At 63.2% G+C, this 21,700-nt stretch carries 18 protein-coding genes and 1 pseudogene; all 19 read left to right on the top strand.

Annotated features, from left to right (window positions below; translation table 11 throughout):
- Nucleotides 1–37 precede the first annotated feature (37 nt).
- The 19 genes and pseudogenes from NKI59_RS32155 to NKI59_RS32065 all read left to right on the top strand — a co-directional run bounded on the left by NKI59_RS32155 (nucleotide 38) and on the right by NKI59_RS32065 (nucleotide 21,440).
- Nucleotides 38–898 (top strand): carbohydrate ABC transporter permease, encoded by an 861-nt coding sequence (locus tag NKI59_RS32155; protein ID WP_254820511.1) that lies wholly within the window; start codon nucleotides 38–40, stop codon nucleotides 896–898.
- Nucleotides 895–1,854: a carbohydrate ABC transporter permease gene (locus NKI59_RS32150; RefSeq protein ID WP_352708551.1), complete on the top strand. Its 960-nt coding sequence runs from the start codon at nucleotides 895–897 to the stop codon at nucleotides 1,852–1,854. Before NKI59_RS32155 ends, NKI59_RS32150 begins: the two co-directional genes overlap by 4 nt.
- On the top strand, nucleotides 1,851–2,942 hold the full coding sequence (locus tag NKI59_RS32145; RefSeq protein WP_352708550.1) for an ABC transporter ATP-binding protein: 1,092 nt from the start codon (nucleotides 1,851–1,853) through the stop codon (nucleotides 2,940–2,942). The genes NKI59_RS32150 and NKI59_RS32145 overlap by 4 nt, the downstream gene beginning before the upstream one ends.
- Before the next feature lies 1 nt (nucleotide 2,943).
- Nucleotides 2,944–4,017 (top strand): ABC transporter ATP-binding protein, encoded by a 1,074-nt coding sequence (locus NKI59_RS32140; RefSeq protein WP_352708549.1) that lies wholly within the window; start codon nucleotides 2,944–2,946, stop codon nucleotides 4,015–4,017.
- A gap of 50 nt (nucleotides 4,018–4,067) precedes the next feature.
- The gene (locus NKI59_RS32135; protein ID WP_352708562.1) at nucleotides 4,068–5,156 is read left to right on the top strand and encodes a Gfo/Idh/MocA family protein; all 1,089 of its coding nucleotides are present in this window, start codon (nucleotides 4,068–4,070) and stop codon (nucleotides 5,154–5,156) included.
- A 42-nt stretch (nucleotides 5,157–5,198) separates the two neighbouring features.
- Complete coding sequence (locus tag NKI59_RS32130; RefSeq protein ID WP_352708547.1) at nucleotides 5,199–6,113, top strand: sugar phosphate isomerase/epimerase family protein; 915 nt, start codon at nucleotides 5,199–5,201, stop codon at nucleotides 6,111–6,113.
- 37 nt (nucleotides 6,114–6,150) lie between these two features.
- On the top strand, nucleotides 6,151–7,089 hold the full coding sequence (locus tag NKI59_RS32125) for a sugar ABC transporter substrate-binding protein (RefSeq protein WP_352452734.1): 939 nt from the start codon (nucleotides 6,151–6,153) through the stop codon (nucleotides 7,087–7,089).
- 61 nt (nucleotides 7,090–7,150) lie between these two features.
- Complete coding sequence (locus tag NKI59_RS32120; RefSeq protein WP_245274659.1) at nucleotides 7,151–8,155, top strand: ABC transporter permease; 1,005 nt, start codon at nucleotides 7,151–7,153, stop codon at nucleotides 8,153–8,155.
- Nucleotides 8,152–8,934, top strand: coding sequence for an ATP-binding cassette domain-containing protein (locus NKI59_RS32115; protein ID WP_023675783.1), 783 nt, complete (start codon nucleotides 8,152–8,154; stop codon nucleotides 8,932–8,934). The genes NKI59_RS32120 and NKI59_RS32115 overlap by 4 nt, the downstream gene beginning before the upstream one ends.
- A 34-nt stretch (nucleotides 8,935–8,968) precedes the next feature.
- Nucleotides 8,969–10,150, top strand: a complete 1,182-nt coding sequence (locus NKI59_RS32110; RefSeq protein ID WP_023675784.1) for an aldose 1-epimerase family protein — start codon at nucleotides 8,969–8,971, stop codon at nucleotides 10,148–10,150.
- Between the two features lie 91 nt (nucleotides 10,151–10,241).
- On the top strand, nucleotides 10,242–11,330 hold the full coding sequence (locus NKI59_RS32105) for a fatty acid desaturase family protein (RefSeq protein WP_352708546.1): 1,089 nt from the start codon (nucleotides 10,242–10,244) through the stop codon (nucleotides 11,328–11,330).
- Between the two features lie 44 nt (nucleotides 11,331–11,374).
- On the top strand, nucleotides 11,375–11,689 hold the full coding sequence (locus tag NKI59_RS32100) for a MocE family 2Fe-2S type ferredoxin (protein WP_023675786.1): 315 nt from the start codon (nucleotides 11,375–11,377) through the stop codon (nucleotides 11,687–11,689).
- A gap of 37 nt (nucleotides 11,690–11,726) precedes the next feature.
- Nucleotides 11,727–12,527 (top strand): 3-methyl-2-oxobutanoate hydroxymethyltransferase, encoded by an 801-nt coding sequence (locus NKI59_RS32095; protein ID WP_023675787.1) that lies wholly within the window; start codon nucleotides 11,727–11,729, stop codon nucleotides 12,525–12,527.
- Between the two features lie 226 nt (nucleotides 12,528–12,753).
- Nucleotides 12,754–14,196 (top strand): DHA2 family efflux MFS transporter permease subunit, encoded by a 1,443-nt coding sequence (locus NKI59_RS32090; RefSeq protein ID WP_023675788.1) that lies wholly within the window; start codon nucleotides 12,754–12,756, stop codon nucleotides 14,194–14,196.
- A 280-nt stretch (nucleotides 14,197–14,476) separates the two neighbouring features.
- Nucleotides 14,477–15,463, top strand: a complete 987-nt coding sequence (locus tag NKI59_RS32085) for an ABC transporter permease (protein ID WP_023675789.1) — start codon at nucleotides 14,477–14,479, stop codon at nucleotides 15,461–15,463.
- A gap of 57 nt (nucleotides 15,464–15,520) precedes the next feature.
- Nucleotides 15,521–16,546 carry a sugar ABC transporter substrate-binding protein gene (locus NKI59_RS32080; protein ID WP_352571250.1) on the top strand — a complete coding sequence of 342 codons (1,026 nt, stop codon included), beginning with the start codon at nucleotides 15,521–15,523 and terminating at the stop codon, nucleotides 16,544–16,546.
- 217 nt (nucleotides 16,547–16,763) lie between these two features.
- Nucleotides 16,764–18,889 (top strand): annotated as a pseudogene (locus tag NKI59_RS32075) (ABC transporter permease).
- Complete coding sequence (locus tag NKI59_RS32070) at nucleotides 18,886–19,944, top strand: SMP-30/gluconolactonase/LRE family protein (protein WP_352708545.1); 1,059 nt, start codon at nucleotides 18,886–18,888, stop codon at nucleotides 19,942–19,944. The pseudogene NKI59_RS32075 and the gene NKI59_RS32070 overlap by 4 nt, the downstream one beginning before the upstream one ends.
- A complete protein-coding gene (locus NKI59_RS32065; RefSeq protein WP_352708543.1) occupies nucleotides 19,944–21,440 on the top strand; it encodes a sugar ABC transporter ATP-binding protein in 1,497 nt (498 codons plus the stop codon). The genes NKI59_RS32070 and NKI59_RS32065 overlap by 1 nt, the downstream gene beginning before the upstream one ends.
- Nucleotides 21,441–21,700 lie beyond the last annotated feature (260 nt).

Here is a 21,700-nt window from a genome sequence, read left to right as displayed (position 1 = left end):
TTCCCCTCAGCAACGAAGGACCCAGCAAAGCCGCAAGATGAAGCGTTCAGTTCCTTTCGAGATATTCCGCTATGCCGCGATCCTTGCGGCGATGGCGGTGACGCTGGTGCCGATCCTGTGGATGGTGTCGATGGCGTTCAAGCCGATCGCCGAATGGTCGGCGACCGGCGCCGACCTGACATGGTGGCCGAAGAACCCGACACTCAGCAATTTCCGCTTCGTCTTCGGTGAATCGACCAACAATCTGATCGTCGCGCTCGACCGCACAGCTTTGAAGCCGATCCTGTCATCGCTGCTGTCGGCCACATTCGGCACGGCAATCGCCATGTCGGCGGGCACCGCGGCGGCCTACGGTCTGTCGCGCTTCGGCTCGGGCCAGAACCTGCCGCTGGCGCTGATTCAGCTTCGCCTGTTTCCGCCAATGGCGGTCATGACCCCGGTGATGATCATGTGGGCCTTCCTCAATTTCACCGACAGCTGGTGGGGGCTGTCGCTGATCTACGGCATCGTCACGCTGCCTTTCGCCTTCTGGCTGATGAAGACCTTCTTCGACGACATGCCGCGCGAGATCGAGGAGGCAGCACTGGTCGAGGGCTGTTCGCGGTGGCGCGTCTTCACGCGCATCACGCTGCCGATGATGCGCGCGCCGCTGGCCAGTGCCGCGCTGTTCGTCTTCATCCTCAACTGGTCGGACTATCTGATTGCGCTGCTTCTGACCACGCGCGAATGGGTGACGGTCCCTGTCTACATGGCCTCGCTGTCCTCCTCGATGACCGGCCAACTCTACGGCGCCAAGGCAGCGCTCGGCCTGATAGCCGCAGTGCCGCCTGTCATCATGGGCATCGCCATCCAGCGCCATCTGGTGCGCGGGCTGACTTTCGGGGCGCTCAAGCAATGAGCGCGGTGACTGCGACGATTTCGGAGGGCGACATGCAAGCCTCCAAAGCGCCGTCGGTGCTGCCGGACGAGGGCGCAAAGCTCGGCTTCCGGCTGACGCTGCCGGCGCAGATACTGGTGCTGTTCATTGCCGTCTTCCCGCTCCTGATGCAGCTCTACATCAGCCTGACCGACTGGTCGCCGCTGTCGGGCACCGGCTGGTGGAACGCCTGGTCGATGTGGAACAGTTTCGCCAACTACACCGACCTTGCCGCCGATGCGCGCTTCTGGAGTGCGCTGAAGCGCACGGCCATCGTCATGATCGTCTGCGTGCCGGCGGAGTTCCTGCTCGGCTTGGCGCTCGCGACACTGTTTGCCGACGAGTTCCCCGGCAAGCGGATCTTCTACTCGATCCTCTTGATGCCGATGATGGTGGTGCCGGCGGTGGCCGGCTACATGTTCTTCATGCTGTTTCAGTCAGGCGGCCCGGTCAACGACATCCTGTCGGCGATCTCAGGCTTTCCCGTCACCATCGCCTGGCTGTCGGACCCGACGCTGGCGCTCATCGCCGTCATGGTCGCCGACATCTGGCAGTGGACGCCGCTGATGTTCCTGATCCTGGTTGCCGGCCTGGTCGGCGTGCCCGACGACCAGATCAAGGCGGCGACGCTGCTCGGCGCCAACCCGTGGCAGCGCTTCGTCACCATCGTGCTGCCGAAGATGAAGACGATCATCATCATCGCGCTGGCGATCAGGGTGATCGAGAACTTCAAGATCTTCGACACGCTTTACATCATGACCGGCGGCGGTCCCGGCGTCGCTACCGAAACCATCTCCGTCTACATCTACAAGCTCACCACCCAGGACCTGATCTGGGGCTATGTGGCGGCAATCGCGCTGGCCATATTGATCGTGCTGTCCATCGCCGCGGTGTTTGCCATGAAACGCATGGCTCGGGTACGCGAGGTGGCGGCATGAGCACCATCCATCTGCAGAATCTGGTCAAGAAATTCGGCGATTTCACCGCGCTGAAGACGATGGACCTGGCCATTGCCGACGGCGAGTTCATGGCGCTGCTCGGACCCTCGGGCTGCGGCAAGTCGACGACGATGAACATGATCGCCGGCATGGAAGAGCCGACCAGCGGCAAGATCCTGTTCGGCGAACGCGACATGGCCGGCGTGCCGATGGGGCGGCGCGGCGTCGGCTTCGTCTTCCAGAACTATGCGATCTTCACCCATATGAGCGTGCGGCAGAACCTCGCCTACGGGCCGAAAATGCGCGGCGCACCAAAGGCCGAGATCGACCGCCGCGTCGGCACCATTGCCGAGATGCTGCAGCTGACGCCGCTGCTCGACCGCAAGGCCGACCGGCTGTCGGTCAACATATTGCAGCGGGTCGCGATCGGCCGTTCGGCGATCATGGAGCCGGCGATCTTCCTGCTCGACGAGCCGCTGTCCAATGTCGACGCCGCCTTCCGGGCAGTGATGCGGACCGAACTGAAGCAGTTGCAGCGGCAGTTCCGGCAGACCATGGTCTACGTCACCCACGATCAGCTTGAAGCAATGACCATGGCCGACCGCATCGCGGTGATGGACCACGGCGTGCTGCAGCAGGTCGGCACGCCGCTCGAGGTCTATAACAATCCGGCCAATGTCTTCGTCGCCCGCTTTATCGGCGCGCCGGGCATGAACCTGCTCAAGGGCAGGCCGGCGGAAAGCGACCGTGGTCTGGTCATCGATCTCGGCCCGCTCGGCGTGACACCGCCGCTGCCGGTCGACATCGCCGATGCCGTACGCAGGATGCGCGGCGAAGTGTTTTATGGCTTTCGACCGGAGCAGGTGACGCTGGCTGAAGGTGGCCGTGGCCTGTCCATGCCGGTGAGTTTCGTCGAGCGGATCGGCGCGCGCACCATCATCCACCTTGGCGACGGGGAAACCGCGGTGAAGGCGGTGTTCGACAATGATGTCGGGCTGGCGATCGGGCAGACAGCTGTCGCCGCGCCGGCGGCGGAGGCGGTGCGCGTCTTCGACGCCGCCACCGGTCTTGCATTGAGAGCAGGTTGAGATGGCCGATATCGTTTTCCGCAATGTCACAAAGCGCTACGGCAACACGCTGGCCGTCGACGATGCCTCATTCACGGTCAACGACAACGAGTTCTTCTGCTTCTTCGGGCCGCCACTGTCGGGCAAGTCGACGATACTCCGTCTGGTGCTCGGGCTGGAAACCCCCGACGCGGGCGAGATCCTGATCGGCGGAAAGCCGGTCAACACAGTGTCGCCGGCCGACCGCAACGTCGCCATGGTGTTCCAGAATTTGGCGCTGTTTCCGCATATGAGCGCGCGCGACAACATCCGCTTTCCGCTGGTCGAACGCCGGGTCGCCGAAGCCGAGATCGAAAAGCGCGTCGCCGACGTCGCGGCCAAGCTGCATATCGGCCATATCCTGCACAAGCCGCCGGCACAGCTTTCCGGAGGTGAGCGGCAGCGCGTGGCGATTGCCCGCGCGCTGGTGCGCGACCCGGCCGCCTATCTGATGGATGACCCGATTTCGGCGCTCGACGCCCGGCTGCGCGAGGAGACGCGGGTCGAGCTGAAGCGCATCCAGCGCGAGCTCGGCAAGACGCTGATCTATGTCACGCACGACCAGGAAGAAGCGATGTCGGTCGCCGACCGAATGGCCATTCTGGAGAACGGCAAGATCAGGCAGATCGGCGCGCCGGCCGAGATCTATGACCGGCCGGCCAGCACCTATGTGGCGCGGCTGCTCGGCTCGCCGATGATGAATATATTGAAGTCGGTGCACGGCGCGGAAGGCGTGGAGGCGGCGGAAGGCACGATCCGCATCGCGGACAAGGCTGCGCCGGCCGATGCCGTCGAGATCGGGCTCAGGCCGGAAGACATCAAGGTCAGGTCTTGGTCGGGTGGAATGCCGGAGGGGGGCGCGGGCCGCCCGGCGCGAGTGTTCGAGGTCGAGCCGCTCGGCGGCTACACCGTGGTGACGCTCGCCGCCGGGCAGGCGCGTCTGCGGGCGCTGTTGCGCGGCCAGCCAGACATCAGGCCGGACGCGATGGTGGCGATATCCTGCGAGCCGGGCAGGGTGCATTATTTCGGGCAAGGCGGCGGAGCGCTGGCACGATGACGGCGGCTGCAAGGAATGAGCTTCGGGAGGAACATATGGCAAGCCAAGAAATGGTGGGCAACGGCTTCGAGCCGGACGTTAAAGTCCGCACCAGGGAATACAGGATCGGCTGCGTCGGCGCCGGCATGATCATGGCCGAATGTCACCTTGCCGCCTACAAGGAAGCCGGTTTCCCGGTGGTGGCGATTGCCTCGCGGACCAAGGCCAGCGCCGAGAAGGTCGCCAAACGCTGGGATATCCCAACCGTCCACGACACGCCGGAACAGCTCATCGAGGACAAGAACGTCGAGATCATCGACCTTGCCTTTCCGCCCGACCAGCAGCCGGCGCTGATCCGCCATGCTCTGAAGCAAAAGCATATCAAGGCGATTCTGGCGCAGAAGCCATTGGCGCTGTCCTTTGAAGAGGCCGTCAAACTCCGCGACGAGGCGGCCAAGGCCGGCAAGATCCTCTCGGTCAACCAGAACATGCGTTACGACCAGTCGATGCGCGTCTTGAAGCAGATCATCGACAGCGGCGCGCTCGGCGACATCGTTTTCGCCCAGATCGATATGCATGCGATCCCGCACTGGCAGAGCTTCCTCGAGGACTATGACCGGCTGACGCTCGCCAATATGAGCGTCCATCATCTCGACGTACTGCGGTTCCTGTTCGGCGATCCCCTGGAGATCACCACCCTGACTCGCAAGGATCCGCGCACCCGCTTCGACCATTCGGACGGCATCACCGTGTCGACGATCAAGTTCCCGTCCGGCGTGCTCGCCGTATCGCTGGAGGATGTCTGGTCCGGTCCGCGCCAGGAGGGCTACAAGGACGACCAGCACATCAACTGGCGCGTCGACGGCACCAAGGGCGTCGCCAAGGGCACCATCGGCTGGCCGACTGGCGCTGCCTCGACGCTGACCTATGCCTCGACCGAGACCACCGGTGGTGAATGGGTGACGCCAAGCTGGGACACGATGTGGTTCCCGCATGCCTTCATCGGCGTCATGGAGCAGCTCCAGCACGCGGTCAAGACGGGTGAGCCGCCGGCGCTATCGGTCGCCGACAACGTCAAGACCATGGCGCTGGTCGAAGCCGGCTACCGCTCCATCGACAAGGGCCGGACCGTCAAGCTTTCCGAAATCTCGATCAACTGAAACACCGGACGACTGAATCACTTACAGGGAGGAATTCACACCATGATGCAGGCAGGTATTTTCACGGGTTATTTCCCGTATGGCCTCAAGGAAACCGCGCAGAAGATCCGTGCGCTCGATTTCAACACCGTGCAGCTCGACCTGCATTTCAGGGATATCGACCTTTCCGCCGGACAGATCACCAAGGACAAGGCCAAGACTGTCCGCGATACGTTCCGCGACCACAATCTGCCGATCTGCTGTGTGTCGGGCTATACCAACATCATCCATCCGGACCTGGGCGAGCGCGAGCGGCGCGTCGGCTATTTGAAGGAGACCATCCGCAACGCACGCCATTTCGGCACCCCTTACGTGATCTCGGAAACCGGTACCTACAACACCGAGTCCGACTGGGTGCATCACCCGAAGAACAAGACCGAGGAAGGTTTTGAGGAATGCCGCAAGGTCATCGCCGACCTTGCCCAGACCGCCTATGACCACGGCGCGGTCTTCCTGCTCGAAACCTATGTCAACAATGTCGTCGGCTCGGTCGAAGAGACGGTGAGGATGTTCGCGCAGGTCGACCACCCAGGCCTCGGCCTGCTGATGGACCCGACCAACTATTTCGAAACGCACAACATCGACAGGATGGACCAGATCCTGAACCAGGTGTTCGACACGTTGACCGACAAGATCAAGATTGCCCACGCCAAGGACGTCAAGCGTTCCGGCGGCGACAAGTCGGAAAAGCACGCAGACATCGGCGACGAGGACGCGCTGGAGAGCCACACTTTCCGCGGCGTCGGCGAGATCGAGCTGCCGGCGCCCGGTCTCGGTTCGCTGAACTACGACCTCTATCTCAAGCGGCTGGCCGAAAAGCACCCGAACATCCCGGTCATCATCGAACATCTTTCGGAAGACGACGTGCCGCGCGCCAAGAAATTCCTCGACGGGAAATTCCGCACCAACGGTCTGTGATGGCGCGGTTCGGCTACGAAACAAGGGAGGAAGAGAAATGTTGAAATTCGCGTTGAAAATCGCGGCTGCGGCGACCGTGCTCGCCGGCGTGACCATGGCCTCGGCGCTGGCACAAGACGCCCAGAAGACGTTCTACCTGCTGTCGCATGGCGGCCCGTCGGATGCCTTCTGGATCGACTGGAATGCCGGCGCCACCAAGGCCTGCGACCAGCTCAAGGTGACCTGCAAGATCTCGTTCAGCGGTGGCGACATGGCGGCGCAGAAGGAAGCCTTCAACTCGGCACTCGCCGCCAAACCGGACGGCATCGCCACGACCTCGGCGCAGCCCGGCCTGTGGACCGAGGAGGTCAAGGCAGCCAAGGCGGCCGGCATCCCGATCGTGTTCTTCAATACCGACGATCCGGCAACCGGCCGGCAGGCCTATGTCGGCGCCGACCTTAAGGAAGCCGGTGTCATCTGGGCGAAATATCTGGTCGACCACAAGATGGTGAAGCAGGGCGACAAAGTGTTCCTGCCGGTCGAAGTGCCGGGCGCCAGCTACCAGCAGCTCGAGACCGAAGGCATTGCCAGCGTCTTCGATCCGCTCGGCATCAAATATGACGTGGTCGATTGCGGCACCGATCCGGCCGGCATCATCGCCAAAATGACCGACTACATGGTTGCCAACAATCCGCCGGCAATCATCGCGCTCGGCGATTCCGTCGCGGCCAGCGTCAAGCGGGTGTTCGACGGCGCCGGCGTGCCGGCCGGCAAGATCCCGGTCGTCGGCTGGGGCAATTCGAAGGAAACGGCCGAGTCAGTGAAGTCTGGGTTCATCAACGCGGCTGCCTGGCAGTTTCCCTCGGCGCAGGGCTTCATGCCGGTGGCGCTGCTCGGGCTCGCCGCCGCTGGCGAACCGATCGGCTACGACATTCACACGTTCAGCCTCTACGACGCCTCGAGCGTCGAACCGATCCTGAAACTCTACAACAAATGATTGAAACTGACGCTCGCCGCGCAGGCGGCGAGCGTCACCCTGGCGTATGGTTCGAACTGTCATGACAATTGCCGCAGAAGAGGAAATGCCGCGTGCCAAACGCAGGTCGAGCCTGATGCGCTCGCCGCAGTTCTCTTCGCTCGTCATCCTGATCGTCCTGCTGGCGGTGTTCGCGATCGCCGACGCGAATTTCCTGTCGCCGCTCAACATCTCCAACATGATGGCGTTCCTGCCCGAGCTCGGCATCATCGCGCTCGGCATGACGCTGCTTCTGACGGCGGGCGAGTTCGACCTTTCGGTCGGTGCCGTGTTCGGGCTGGCGCCGGTCGTCGTCATGCTGCTGGTGCAGAACGGCGGGTTTGATATTGGCGTCGCGCTGTTGGCCGGCCTGCTGCTCTGCATAGCGATCGGTGCGATCAACGGCCTGATCGTCACCAAGATCGGGATCTCGTCCTTCCTGGTGACACTGTCGATGTTGCTCGTCGTGCGTGGGGCAGCGCTTTACATCACCCAAGGCTTTCCGCTGAAATCCTGGAACCAGCCAGGCTTCTTCGTGACGCTGCTGGCCGGCAGCTTCAATATCGGAACGTTCCGTTTCTATACCTCGCTTTGGTGGTTCATCGGCCTGTCGCTACTGGCGATCTATGTGCTGCACTACGCCAAGCTCGGCAACTGGATCAGCGCTATCGGCTCGAACCGTAACGCTGCCGTGGCGCGCGGCGTGCCGGCCGATGCGGTCAAGATCTGGCTGTTCATCCTGACCTCGGTGCTGGCCGGTCTCGCCGGCATGATCAGCGCCTTCCGCATCTCTGCCGCCTCGCCGGTGGCCGGCACCGGCTACGAGCTCGAAGTGATCGCCATGGTGGTGGTCGGCGGCACTGCGCTGACCGGTGGGCGCGGCACCATCCTAGGCACCATCGTCGGCGCGCTGATGCTGCGCAGCATCCGCAACGGCATCGTGCTGATCGGCGTGCCCGGGCTCGCCTATAACATCTTCGTCGGCGTCATCATCCTTGCCATGCTCATCCTGCACGCTTTGCTGCAGAAGAACGCCGCCAGGAGCTGATCATGGAAGTGCTTCGGCTGCAGAATTTGCAAAAATCCTTCGGCAGCGTCCGCGCCCTGAAGAGCGCCTCCTTCACGCTCAACGAGGGCGAAGTGGTGGCCTTGCTCGGCGACAACGGCGCCGGCAAATCGACATTAATCAAGGCGATCTCCGGGGTCTTTCCCGTCGATCGCGGCGACATCTATGTGCGCGGCCAGAAGGTCTCCATCCGCTCGACGCGCGACGCGATGGATCTCGGCATCGAGACCATCCACCAGGACACCTCGCTGGCTCCCGATCTCAGCATCGCGCGCAATCTTTTCCTTGGCCGCGAGCCGGTCAATCTCAAATGGCTTGGCGTGTTCGCGCCGCTCGATCTCGCTCGATTGCGCGATGCTGCGTCGGCTCTATTGAAGCGCGTCGGCATCTCGAAGAAACTCGACGCCGATGCGCTGGTTAGCACGCTGTCAGGCGGCGAGCGTCAGTCGATCGCCATCTCCCGCGCCATGCAGTTCGCCGCCAAGGTCATCATCCTCGACGAGCCGACCAACAATCTCGGCGTCGAGGAAACGCACGGCGTGCTGCGCTTCGTCAAGGAAGTGCGCGACGCCGGCCACTCGGTGCTTTTGATCACCCACAACATCCATCACGTCTTCCAGGTCGCCGACCGCATCATCGTTATGCGCCGCGGCGAGATCGTCGCCGAGCAGACGGTCGCCGGCACCGATCTGCTGACCGTGGAAAGCATCATCACCGGCGCCGACATGTCGGCCCTGCTCAAGGAGACGAGAGCGAAGTGAAGGACGGGAGCAAAGTGAAAGAACTGGCCGTCACATGGTAGAGCTTTACGGCAAGACGCTGTCGCGCCGGCAGGTCTCGGAACGCTCGGGCATGCTGTCGCAGTTCGCCGGCGTGCGGCTGATGACGCTTGGCGACGGCGTCGAGCGCGGCATCCGCATGCTCGAATTCCGCACCGGCTCCGGCCTGCGCTTCACCGCGCTGGTCGACCGGGCGCTCGATATCGCCGATTGCGATTTCAGGGGCCAGGCGATCGGCTGGCACTCGCCGAGCGGTTTTCGCCATCCCGGCCTGCACGAATATGAAGGCGAGGAGGGATTGGCGTGGGCGCGGTCGTTTTCCGGCCTTCTGCTGACCTGCGGCCTCGACCATATATTGTTCATGAACGAAGTACCGGCCGATACCTACAACTACCCGCCGAAGACGATGGTGCGCCATTCGCTGCACGGCCGCATCAGCACCATCCCGGCGCGGCTGACCGGCTATGGCGAGACCTGGGACGGCGACCGCTGCGTGTTGTGGGCCGAAGGCATCGTTCAGCAATCGACTGTATTCGGCGAGGATCTGCACCTGCTGCGGCGGATCGAGGCCGATGTCGGCGGCAACGAGATCCGGCTTTCGGACCGTGTCGTCAATCACGGTTTCAACCGTACGCCGCATATGTATTTCTACCACATCAATATCAGCCATCCGGTGCTCGACGAAGGATCGCGCTACCTGGCGCCGATCCGCGACGTCGTCTGGGCGGGCCATGCCGGCGAGCGCTATGAAGTGCAGAAGGTCGGCTACCGCACGGTGCCGGCGCCGCAACCGGGATTCAAGGAACAGGTCTGGCAGCACGAGCTCGGCGCCGACAGCGCCGGCGAAGTGCCGGTCGCGGTGGTCAACGACAGGCTCGGCCTCGGCTTGCAGGTGGTCACGCGCAAGGACCAGTTGCCTTGCGCCTATCAATGGCAGAATTTCCAGGCCGGGCAGTACGCGCTTGGCATCGAGCCCTCGACGCATCATGTGCTGGGAAATCTGGCCGCGCGCGAACGCGGCGAGATGATCTGGCTGGAGCACGGCGAGAGCCGCTCCTACGATGCCGTGTTCCGGGTTCTCGACGGCGCCGGCGAGATCGCCGATGCGGAGAGCCGGATCGCGGCAATCGCCAGGCAGCCGCGAGAGGACTACCCGCAGCCGTCGGGCCGTTTTCCTGTTCTTGGAGGCAGGTCGTGATAATGGCGAACAAGATACGGGACACCAGTTGGGAGGCTGGCTCCGGCCGGAGCGGGGAGGGCTCGCGGCAGATCGGGAATCGGAGGTCACAATGGCTGGCACGGTAAAGCGCGATTACAGCCTGGTCGGCGAAAGCACGCGCAGGGCGATCGAGACGGGACTGGCCTCGGCGGAGTGGTACCACACGGATGTCCCTCGCAAGGCGATCAAGGAGCTGATGCAGCGCTCAGACGGCCCGGCGATCCGCGACACGATCATCTGGATCGTCGCCATCCTCGGCTCCGCCGCCGGCGCCATCTATTTCTGGGGCACCTGGTGGTGCGTGCCGTTCTTCTTTTTCTACGGCGTGCTCTACGGCTCCTCCAGCGACTCGCGCTGGCACGAATGCGGCCATGGCACTGCCTTCCGCACGCGCTGGATGAACGATGTCGTCTACCAGATCGCCAGCTTCATGCTGATGCGCAACCCGGTGACTTGGCGCTGGAGCCATGCCCGGCACCATACAGACACGATCATCGTCGGCCGCGACGCCGAGATCGCCGTGATGCGCCCGCCGGACCTTTTGCGTGCGGCGCTGGCTTTCACCGGCATCCTTGATTTTCGCTATTCGCTTCCGGCGCTGGTACGCCAGGCGCTCGGCAAGCTGACGCCCGACGAGAAAAGCTACGTTCCCGAGATGGAACAGCACAAGGCCGTCATCGCGGCGCGCTGGCATATTGCCATCTACATCGCCACGATAGCACTCGCCCTCTACATGCAGTCGTGGGTGCCGGTGGTGCTCATCGGCGTGCCGCGCCTCTACGGCACCTGGCACATGGTGATGACCGGCCTGCTGCAACACATCGGTCTGGCCGACAACGTCGTCGACCACCGGCTCAACACCCGTACCGTGTACATGAACCCGATCAGCCGGTTCATCTACTGGAACATGAACTACCACGTCGAGCACCACATGTTTCCGATGGTGCCCTATCACGCGCTGCCCAAGCTGCATGAATTGATCAAGCACGATCTGCCGGAGCCGAACCCGTCGATATGGCATGCCTATCGCGAGGTCTGGCCTGTCCTGCTCAGGCAGCTCAAATACGAGGATCATTTCCTCAAGCGCGAACTGCCGCCAACGGCCAGGCCCTATCGTGGCGAGTTCCACGAAGTGAACATGTCGGCGGCGGCTGAATAGGCACCGCACCGGCGCCATGCAGAAAATTTCAGGAGAGATATAGAATGGCCGATTGGGTCGAAGCGTGCGCCGTGGACGATGTCGAAGAGGAAGATGTCATCCGCTTCGACCATGGCGGCCGCACCTTCGCGATTTACCGTTCGCCGGACGATGAATTCTTCGCCACCGACGGGTTTTGTACGCATGAGAAGGCGCATCTGGCCGACGGGCTTGTCATGGACGACATCATCGAATGCCCCAAGCACAATGGCCGCTTCAATTATAAGACCGGCCAGGCGAAGGGCGCTCCCGTTTGCGTCAATCTCGCGACCTATCCAGTCAAGGTCGAAGCTGGCAAGGTGATGATCCAGATCGCCTGACCGGCCTTCTGTCACGTAGCAAAGGGGACCAAAATCCATGAGCCGGAAAAGACCGACCGTCGCAGACCTGCGGGCCATGAAGGGCAAGCGGCAGTTGACCATGCTGCGCGTGCTGACGATGGACGAGGCCGAGGCCGCCGAACGCGCCGGCGTCGATATCGTCTCGGTGCCGCCGGAGCTGGTGCTCAATCCGCAATACCGCGATGCGGCACCCAGCCTGTTCACCATGCCGGGCGAGAATTTCTTCGAGATCGGCACCGCCGACGATTTCGTCCGCTGGGCGTTCCGGCTCTACAAGGCCAGCGCCGATGCGGTCTACTGCAGCGCCGGGTACGCCACCATCAAGCGGATGGCCGACGATGCCATTCCGGTAATCGGCCATGTCGGCCTCATCCCGTCACGCGCCACCTGGACCGGCGGCTTCAAGGCCGTCGGCAAGACCGCCGACACCGCCATGCAGGTGTTCGAAGCGGTGAAGCAACTGGAGGCCGCCGGCGCGATCGGCGCCGAGATCGAAGTGGTGCCGGTCGAGGTGGCCAAGGCGATTTCGGAACGCACGTCGCTGATCATGCTGTCGATGGGAGCGGGCACCGGCTGTGACGCGCAGTATCTGTTCGCCGACGACATCCTCGGCCAGAACCGCGGCCACATGCCTCGGCATTCCAAGGTCTATCGCAATTTCGCCGCCGAATACGATCGCCTGCAGGCCGAACGCATCGCCGCCTTTTCCGAATATGTCGCCGATGTGAACAGCCTGGCCTATCCCGAAGACAGGCACGTCGTGCACATGGACCCGGACCAGCTCAGCCTGTTCCTGGAGAAGATCGAAGCCGCATAAGACGCCCCGGCAGCGGCACAAAGCGTCATCGCGGATCGTAAAAGGCCGGTTCGGCGCCAGGGCCAGGTCATCGCATGGCCGGCTGCGATGCCACACGAAAGTTTGTTGGACCAGGTCTGGACGGCACCGGCCAGATGCTGTTGAAACCGGTGCGTCATCGGTTTGCCGGACAATTGTGCGGTTGCCGATGGAGCGGGTGAAAATTCCCCTTCGGACAGTTCTGTGCATGACCGCCATTCCCGAAAACAAAGCCTTGCCCGAAACCGCGCCGGCGGCGCGGCAAGCCCGGCGGGTGGCGCTGATCGTCGCCGTCGCCTTCTTCATGCAGCTTCTGGATTCGACCATCATCTCGACCTCGCTGCCGCAGATGGGAGAATCCTTCGGCGTGCCGGCGGTGGCGATGAGCATCGGCATCACCGTCTATATGCTGACCATGGCGGTGTTCGTGCCGCTGTCCGGCTGGCTTGCCGACCGTTTTGGCGCGCGCAACATCTTCCTCGTGGCGATCGCCCTGTTCACGCTGGCCTCGCTCGTTTGCGGCATCTCACAGAACCTGGCCGAGTTCGTCGTCGCACGCGCGGTTCAGGGCCTGGGCAGCGCGCTGATGACGCCGGTCGGCCGCATCCTGGTGCTGCGCAACGCGCCGAAATCCGAGCTTCTCAACGCCACGGCGCTGATCACCTGGCCGGCGCTGTTTGCGCCGGTGGTCGGGCCGGTGCTTGGCGGCTTCATCACCACTTATCTCTCCTGGCACTGGAATTTCTTCATCAACATTCCGCTTGGGGTTGCCGGTTTGGCGCTGGTTGCCCGCTTCATTCCTGGGGACCGCGAAGCTGGGGCCAAGCCGCTCGACTGGCCGGGCTTCCTGCTGACCTCGGTGGGGCTCGCCGCGATGCTCTATGGCCTCGAGCGCATCGCGCATCCGCAGGAGGGTGTGTTGCCGACCGTGGCACTGCTCGGCACGGGCATTTTGGTCGGCTGGCTGGCGGTGCGGCATCTGCGACGCGCCAACCATCCGCTGCTCGATCTCACAGCTTTCAAGGTGCAGACCTTCGCCATCTCGACGCTGTCGGCCGGCACGATCTTCCGGATCGCCATCAACGCCACGCCATTCCTGCTGCCGCTTTTGTTCCAGGTCGGCTTCGGCCTGAGCCCGGTCGATGCGGGCATGATGATCCTGACCTATTTCCTCGGCAATCTCGGCATGAAGGCGGTGACGACGCCGACGCTGAGGCGCTTCGGCTTCCGTTCGGTGCTGATCGTCAACGGGGTGATCGCTTCCTTGTCGATCATGGCCTGCGCGGCGCTTTCGCCGCAGACGCCGCAAGCGTTGGTGGTGGTGCTGATGCTGATCGCCGGCCTTTCGCGCTCGATGCAGTTCACCGCGCTCAACACGCTGGCCTTCGCCGATGTGGCCTCACAGCAGCGCAGCTCGGCGGCGACATTGTCCAGCATGCTGCAGCAGGTGGCGATGCTGTTCGGCGTGGCGGTGGCGGCGGCGCTGCTCAACCTGTCACAGATCGCCAGGGGCGCGGCAGCGCTCGATCTCGTCGACTTCCGCCTTGCCTTCCTGGTGATCGGCGCAATCGGTCTCGTCGCCTCGTTCCGCTTTCTCGCATTGTCGAACGCTGCCGGCGCCGAGGTCTCGGGCCATGTTTCGCGGATTTGACGCGGGAATCCAGCGGCGATCGCGGACATAAATTCTGCCTGCTTCGCTCGTTGTGGAACAAACTTTTGCGAGCGCTCCGATCGGCACGGTTAATTGCAAAAGTGCTTGAGTTCCTGGCATTGCGCCAGCCTCGCCAATCGGCGCGTCCAACCGCAGAATTTCCTCGCAAGCCGGCCTGCAATGCGCGGATTCATTTGACGAATTGGTCTTGAGCCGATTAGCTTTCGTTCCGATGGCCGCAGAGGGAGCAGGGCGTAGCCATCGCGGGTGAAAGCGGGCAATGAACGCGACCGGCTGGCTAAACTGGAGAAGCCTGAACCAGGAGGGCATTGTCTTTGCCATCGCGGTTGTGCTGTTCATTGCCGCCGCCATCGGACTGCCCGGGTTTATCAACTCGAACAATCTCGTTGCCATCGTACGCTCGGTCTCGGTGCTGGGCATATTGGCGCTTGGCATGGCGGTCGTCATTATCGGCAGGGGCATCGACCTGTCGGCGGTGGCGATCATGGCGATGTCGGTCGCGTGGTATCTGCAACTGCTGAATTCGGGAACATCCGACGGGCTGGCCTTCGCCTATGTGCTCGCTGGCGTTCTCGCCATCGGGCTGTTGAACGGAATCCTGGTCGCCTACGCCGAGGTTCCGGCGATCTTCGTGACGCTGGCGACCGCATCCTTCGTCTTCGGCTATGTGCGTTCACAACTGATCACGCAGGACGCCGTGCCGGTGCCGCCCGGCCATTGGGTCGAGCTTCTGGGCGGGCTGCGTTTCCTCGACATCCCGGTCGAGGTGTTTGTCTTCGCCGGGCTGGCTTTCGCCTTCTTCCTGTTCCTGCGCTACACCAAATGGGGCCGCTACGTCTATTTCGCCGGTGACAACCCGGTCGCCGCGCGCAACATCGGCATTCCAGTGCGCCCGATGCTGGTGCTGCGCTACGTGCTGTCGGCCCTAGTCTCGCTGGTGGCCGGCCTGCTCACCGCCGCCAGCCTGCATTCGATCAACACCCGCATCGTCAATTCCACGCTGCTCTACGACATCGTGCTGGTGGCGGTGATCGGCGGCATCGGTCTGTCTGGCGGGCGGGGCGGGGTGCGCAACGTGCTGGTGGGTGCCGCGCTGATTGGCATCCTGCTCAACGCCATGACCATCATCGATATTCCGCTGCTCTATCAGAACCTGATCAAGGCCGCGATCCTGCTGGCGGCGATCATCGTTGATGGGTTCATCAATCCGCGCGATGAGCAGACCGCGCAGCAAGGCGACATTTAGATTGACGCGAACGGTTGGGGCCGGCCGCGAACGACATACCAAACCAGAGGATGTGACATGAAAATCATCAGGACATTTATGGCTGCCGCGGCAGCGCTTGCCGTCTCCGCCTTCGTGGCGCCAGGCTTCGCCGCCGAAGATCCGGGTCCGGCCGCCTATTCGCAAGCACTCAAGGGCAAGCGCGTGATGCTGGTACCGATGGCGATGGGCTTCGACCTGGCACAGGGCTGGGCGCATTACCTGAAGACGGAGGTCGAGGCCTGGGGCGGCGTGTTCGAGACGCGTGACCCGAACTGGGTGGTCGATGCCGGCGCGCAGGCGATAACCGACGCAATCTCGTCGGACGCGAGGCCGGACGTGCTGATCATCCACTCGCCGGACCTCAACTCCTATGCCAAGCTGATGAAGAAGGCGCAGGCGGCCGGCACCTATGTGCTTTTGGTTGACAATCCGGCGAACTTCCCGGCCGATGCCTTTGTCGGCAGCGACTGGGATCGCCTCGGCCAGCTGGAAGCCGAAGCGGCGATCAAGGGTTGTGGGCCGAACTCCTCCAAGAAGATCGGGCTGGTGCAGGGCGACCAGGCCAACTCATCGAGCCTCTACCAGTATGCCGGCATCATGAAGGTGCTGGACAAGAACCCCGACTTCAAGGTCGTGGCCAAGCCGGACTCCAACTGGGATGCGACGACCTCGCGCAACGTGACGACGACGATGCTGCAGCAGAACCCCGACATCTGCGCCATCATCGATTTCTGGGATGGTGACGCGACCGGCGCATCTGCTGCGATCCGCGATGCCAAGCTCGAAGGCAAAGTCTTTCTGGTCACCACCGGCGGTGGCGAAAAGACCGCCGACTGCGACAAGCTGCAGGACGGCACCTATGGCGCGGTGGTGATGACCGACCTTGCCCGCCAGTCGGGCGACATGAACGCCGTCATCAAGTTCCTGTTGCAGAGTGGCCAGCCGGCCGGCACCTCGCACACCTACATCTACACGCTGGAGAAGGCGACGACCAAGGCCGACCTCAAGCCGGACAGCTGCTGGGACTTGAAAGCACTGCAAGCCCAAGCTGCGGCCAAGTAGGCCGGCTTTCCTGAGCTTGGCGCTGCCCCTCATCCGCCTGCCGGCACCTTCTCCCCGTATAGTGACGGGGAGAAGGGATACGCTCCAACGCTGGCGACCCCCTCTCCCCGTCTCTATACGGGGAGAGGGTAAGGGTGAGGGGCAGCGCAAACCTGAGGCGATTGTTCTGCGGATAGCCCGGCCTCTTTTTCCCTTTTCTCTCGAATAGCAGCAACCGATGTCCTTTCGCGAACGCCTCCAGTCCTGGCGCTACAATCTCGTGCCCGACCATCTCGTCGGCGAGATATTGAGCAAACGCTGGACCGACAACGCCATTCCGTTCCTGGCGCTGGTGGCGACGCTCGGCGTGTTCGGTTCAATCATTCCCGGCTTCTTCAAGCCGATGTCGCTGCAGGAATCGACCCGCCAGCTCGGCGAGTTCTCGCTGGTCGTCACCGGCATGACGGTGGTCATGCTGGGCGGCGGCATCGACCTTTCGGTCGGCTCGATCTTCGCGCTGTCCTGTTTTTCCGCCGTGTTCGTCTTCTTCATCCTCGAACAGTCGGTGTGGCTGGCGCTGGCCGCCTCGATCGTCACCGGCCTGCTGTTCGGCGCGATCAACGGTTACCTGATCGGCTATTTCAGGCTGCGAGCTTTCCTGACGACACTGGTCACCTTCATCTTCGGGCGGGCGCTGTTCGACATACTGGTCACCACCTATGCCGCCGACGTCCAGCTTTCCGATGCCACATCGGATGTGCTGGACTTCATCGGCGACGATACCTTCTGGGGCCTGTCGGTTGCGGTGTGGGCGGCGATTATCCTGGCGATTATTACGCATGTCGCGCTGACGCGCTCGCGGCCCGGCTGGCATGTGCAGGCGGTGGGCGGGTCGCGGCGATCGGCTCACAATGCCGGCATCCGCGTACGCCGCACCGTGTTCATGACCTATGTGTTCTCCGGCTTCTGCGCCTCGCTCGGCGGCTTCCTCATCGCCTGCCGGCTGAGCGGGGCAGGGCCGGGCACAGGCCTCAACCTCGAGGTCATGGCACTGACAGCGGCGGTCGTCGGCGGCGTCAGCCTGGGCGGCGGCCGCGGTTCGGTGATCAAGGGGCTGATGGGCGCAATCATCGTGCTGACGATGACCAACGGGCTGATCCGGCTGGGCTATGGCACCGGCACCAACCAGATGGTGCTGGGCATCATGCTGGCCGTCGCCGTCACCATCGACATTCGCTGGCTGAAGAACCGCCACAAGGTTCTGGACGAGGTCTATGTCGCACCGGTCTATCTGAAAATGGGCGCAATGCAGTCGGCCGCACCGGGCTCGGGCACGCCTTACGAGCTCGACAATCGGCTGTCTGGGGCTGACCATATCGGGCTCGGCGAGCTGGAAGGGCCGGAAGACGCGTCATCCTCGACCGCGACGACCATCTCTATTGCGGCACCAGGCATGGCGAGATCGTCCGTTTCTTCGCACCGGACTACAAACGCTCGGAGGTCTTTGCCCATATTGGCGGCTTTCCGCTCGGCCTGGCCTTCGACAAGACAGGCAATCTGATCAGCTGTGTTGGCGCGATGGGCCTTTATTCGGTTTCGCCGCAGCGGGAGGTGAAGCGGCTTTCGGCGGAAACGTCGCGCTCCTGGACCTCGATCGTCGACGATGCGCGGCTGCGCGACCCCAATGATTGCGACATCGCGCCGGACGGCCGCATCTACTTCACCGATTCCACCAAGCGCTATGACGCGCACGACTGGGCGCTGGATTCGATCGAGAACCGCGCCACCGGGCGGCTGCTCGTCTATGATCCGACGGACGGTTCGACCAAGACATTGCTCGACGGCTACCGTTACACCAACGGCGTCTGCATGGCGCATGACGGCAAGTCGCTATTCTTCGCCGAAAGCTGGGCCTGCCGCGTGCACCGCTACTGGCTGGAAGGGCCGAAGGCGGGCGTTGCCGAATGCGTCATCCGCGACATGCCTGGCTACCCCGACAACATCAACCGAGCGTCGGACGGCAATTACTGGATGGCCTGGCTCGGCATGCGCACGCCAAGCTTCGACCTGTCGCTGCGCCACCCCGACATGCGCAAGCGCATGACGCGCCGGCTGCCGCAGGACGAATGGCTGTTCCCCAACATCAACACCGGCGGCGTGGTGAAATTCAACGAGAAGGGCGGCATCGTCGAAGCGATGGGCGACCTGTCGGGCGCCGCGCATCCGATGGTCACCTCGATGCGCGAGCACAAGGGTTTTCTGTTCGTCGGCGGTATTCTCAACAACCGCATCGGCCGCTACCGGATTGCCGGGGCCGACCCGAACTGGACCAGCCCCGCTTCTTACTGGGGGGCGAAGGCATGATGCTGGACCCGATCCTCGACATCTTCCGCGGCAAGGCGGTGACCATCCCGCCGCTCGACGGCGCCTTCAGGCCGAACACGCTGCTGGACGATGCTGCGGCCTTCGCCGAACTGCTCGAGCCTGATAATCTGCTGGTCGCCGACGGCCGGCTGCTGGTTTCCAGCGGCAATGCCGTCTACGCGCTCGCCGCCGGTGGCGCGCCTGTTCTGGTCGAGACATTTCCGGCCGCAGTCACCGCGCTCGCGCGCTCGCCTGCCGGCGAACTGACGGTCGGGCTCGAAAGCGGCAGGCTGCTGATTGCAGGCAAGGAGGCCGCCCTGCCGGCCGAGATCCGCTGCATCACAGCACTCGCCTACGCGGAAGATGGCACGCTTTGGCTGGCAAATGGCTCGGCCGACCACGGGCCGTCGCAATGGGCCGCCGATCTGATGAAGAAGGGTGCGTCGGGTTCGCTGTGGAAGCGCGATCCGGCAGGCAGCGAATTCCGCAAGCTCGCCGGTGACATCGCCTTTCCCTATGGGCTGCATCCAACCGGCAAGGACGTGTTGGTCGGCGAGAGCTGGCGGCACCAACTCGTCCGCTTCGACGGCGCGACAGGCAGCCGCTCGACGGTGCTGGCGCATCTGCCCGGCTATCCCGCGCGGCTATCGCCCGCCGCCGATGGCGGTGCCTGGCTGGCGCTGTTTGCGCCCCGGAACCGTCTGATCGAATTCGTGCTACAGGAAACGCACTATCGGAACGACATGCTGGCGCAAGTGTCGCCGCAACACTGGATCGCGCCGGCACTCGCCTCCAACCGCAGCTTCCTCGAGCCGCTGCAATGCGGCGGCATCCGCACCATGGGCATCCACAAGCCGTGGTCGCCGAGCCGCTCCTACGGGCTGGTGGTCAGGCTCGATCGGGACATGCGGCCGCGGTACAGCCTGCACAGCCGCGCCAACGGCACGCGCCACGGCATCTGCAGCGTGGCGGAGACAGACGGTCGCCTGTTCATTGCCTCGAAAGGCGGCGATTGCCTGCTGGCCATCGATCCGGCTTCAGGAGGGCATCGCTGATGGAACCGATCGTCCGACTGGAGAACGTGACCAAGACCTATCGCGGTGTGCCTGCGGTGAAGAATGTCAGCTTCGAGTTGCGCAAGGGCGAGATTCACGCGCTGCTCGGCGAGAACGGTGCGGGAAAATCGACGCTGACCAAGGTCATCGCCGGCGTTGTCGACGCGACATCGGGAAAGATGTTCCACAACGGCCAGGAGATCGCCTACGCCTCGCCGCACGCGGCACTTGAAGCCGGCATCGCCATGGTGTTCCAGGAGACCAGCCTGGTGCCGTCGATGACCGTGGCGCAGAACCTCTATCTCGGCACGGAGAGCTTTCTCAACCGGCTGCGCGGCACCTACATCTCGGCGCAGCAGTTTCTGCAGTCGCTGAATTTTCCCGTCGACCCGAACGCCATGGTGGCGACGCTGGGCGCGGCCAAGCGGCAGATGGTCGAGATCGCGCGCGCCGTCCACCACAATGCCGAGATCATCATCTTCGACGAGCCGACAGCGACGCTGACACCAGAGGAAAAGCGGCACTTCTTCGCACTGATCCGCCGGCTCAAGGGAAGGGGTGTGTCGATCGTCTTCATCAGCCATGCTCTCGAAGAGGCGCTTGATATCGCCGACCGCATCACCATCCTGCGCGACGGCGAGCTGGTGATCACCGACGATACCGCCGCTTTCGATCGCGACAGGATCGTCGCCGCCATGGTCGGGCGAACGCTTTCGGGACAGCTCTACAGCCAGCGCGACGAGGCCAAGCTGCGCAAGGCCGGCAAGAAGGTGCTGTCGGTGCAGGACATCTCGATGAGCAATGTCGTGCGCAACAATTCCTTCTCGATCTTCGAGGGCCAGATCACCGGCGTCTTCGGGCTGATCGGCTCGGGCCGCACCGAGACGTTCAAGATCGTCTCCGGCATCTACAAGCGCGACTTCCTGCGCGGCGGCAGCATTGAACTGCACGACCGGCCGGTGCGCTATCTCGTCCCCAGCGAGGCGGTGGCGGACGGCATCGTCTATGTCACCGAAGACCGCAAGAGCGAGGGGATTTTCGAGACGATGGACGTCGCCGAGAACCTGTTCGGCGGCTTTTTGGCGGCAGGGCGAGAAAAGGGCTGGGTGATCAATGCGCAGGAGATGCGGGCGCTGTCGGCCGAATGGACCAAGACGCTGAACGTCAAGGCGATCAACAACAATGCGCGCGTGGTCGAGCTTTCCGGCGGCAACCAGCAGAAGGTGGTGATCGGCAAGGGGCTGGTGCAAAAGCCGAGCATCGTCATCTTCGACGAGCCGACCCGCGGCGTCGATGTCGGTGCGATCGCTGAGATCCACCAGATCATCAACCGCCTGGCCGACGAGGGCCTGGCCGTCGTCGTCATCTCGTCCTACCTGCCGGAGATCATGAACCTCTCCGACCGCATCCTGGTCTGCCGGCAGGGCCGCATCGTCGAGGAGTTCTCGCCGGCGGAGGCGACAGAGGAGAAGATCATGTACGCGGCCGTGCACTAGGGCGATGCGTACTTCGACAATTGGCCGAGGCGCCCGTCGTTTCGTCATCCTGGGGCGAAGCAAGGAGCGAAGCGACGCGGCGCAGACCCCAGGATCCATGCCGCTACATCAGAGCGCTGCTGCGGTGCAGAATTCTGTTTCGCTGCGTTCTTCGGCTAAGGTCACGGCATGATGGGGTGGACGGCGCCCGACGGCATCGGATGTGCCAGAATGAGTTCGTTGAGATCTCAAACAAGGGAGCCGTCCGTGGAACACCTTAT

This window comes from Mesorhizobium sp. M0598 (assembly GCF_040320865.1).
Taxonomy (GTDB): Bacteria; Pseudomonadota; Alphaproteobacteria; order Rhizobiales; family Rhizobiaceae; genus Mesorhizobium.
Note: the sequence above shows the minus strand (reverse complement) of the source record. Positions and strands in the feature narration are given on the sequence as shown.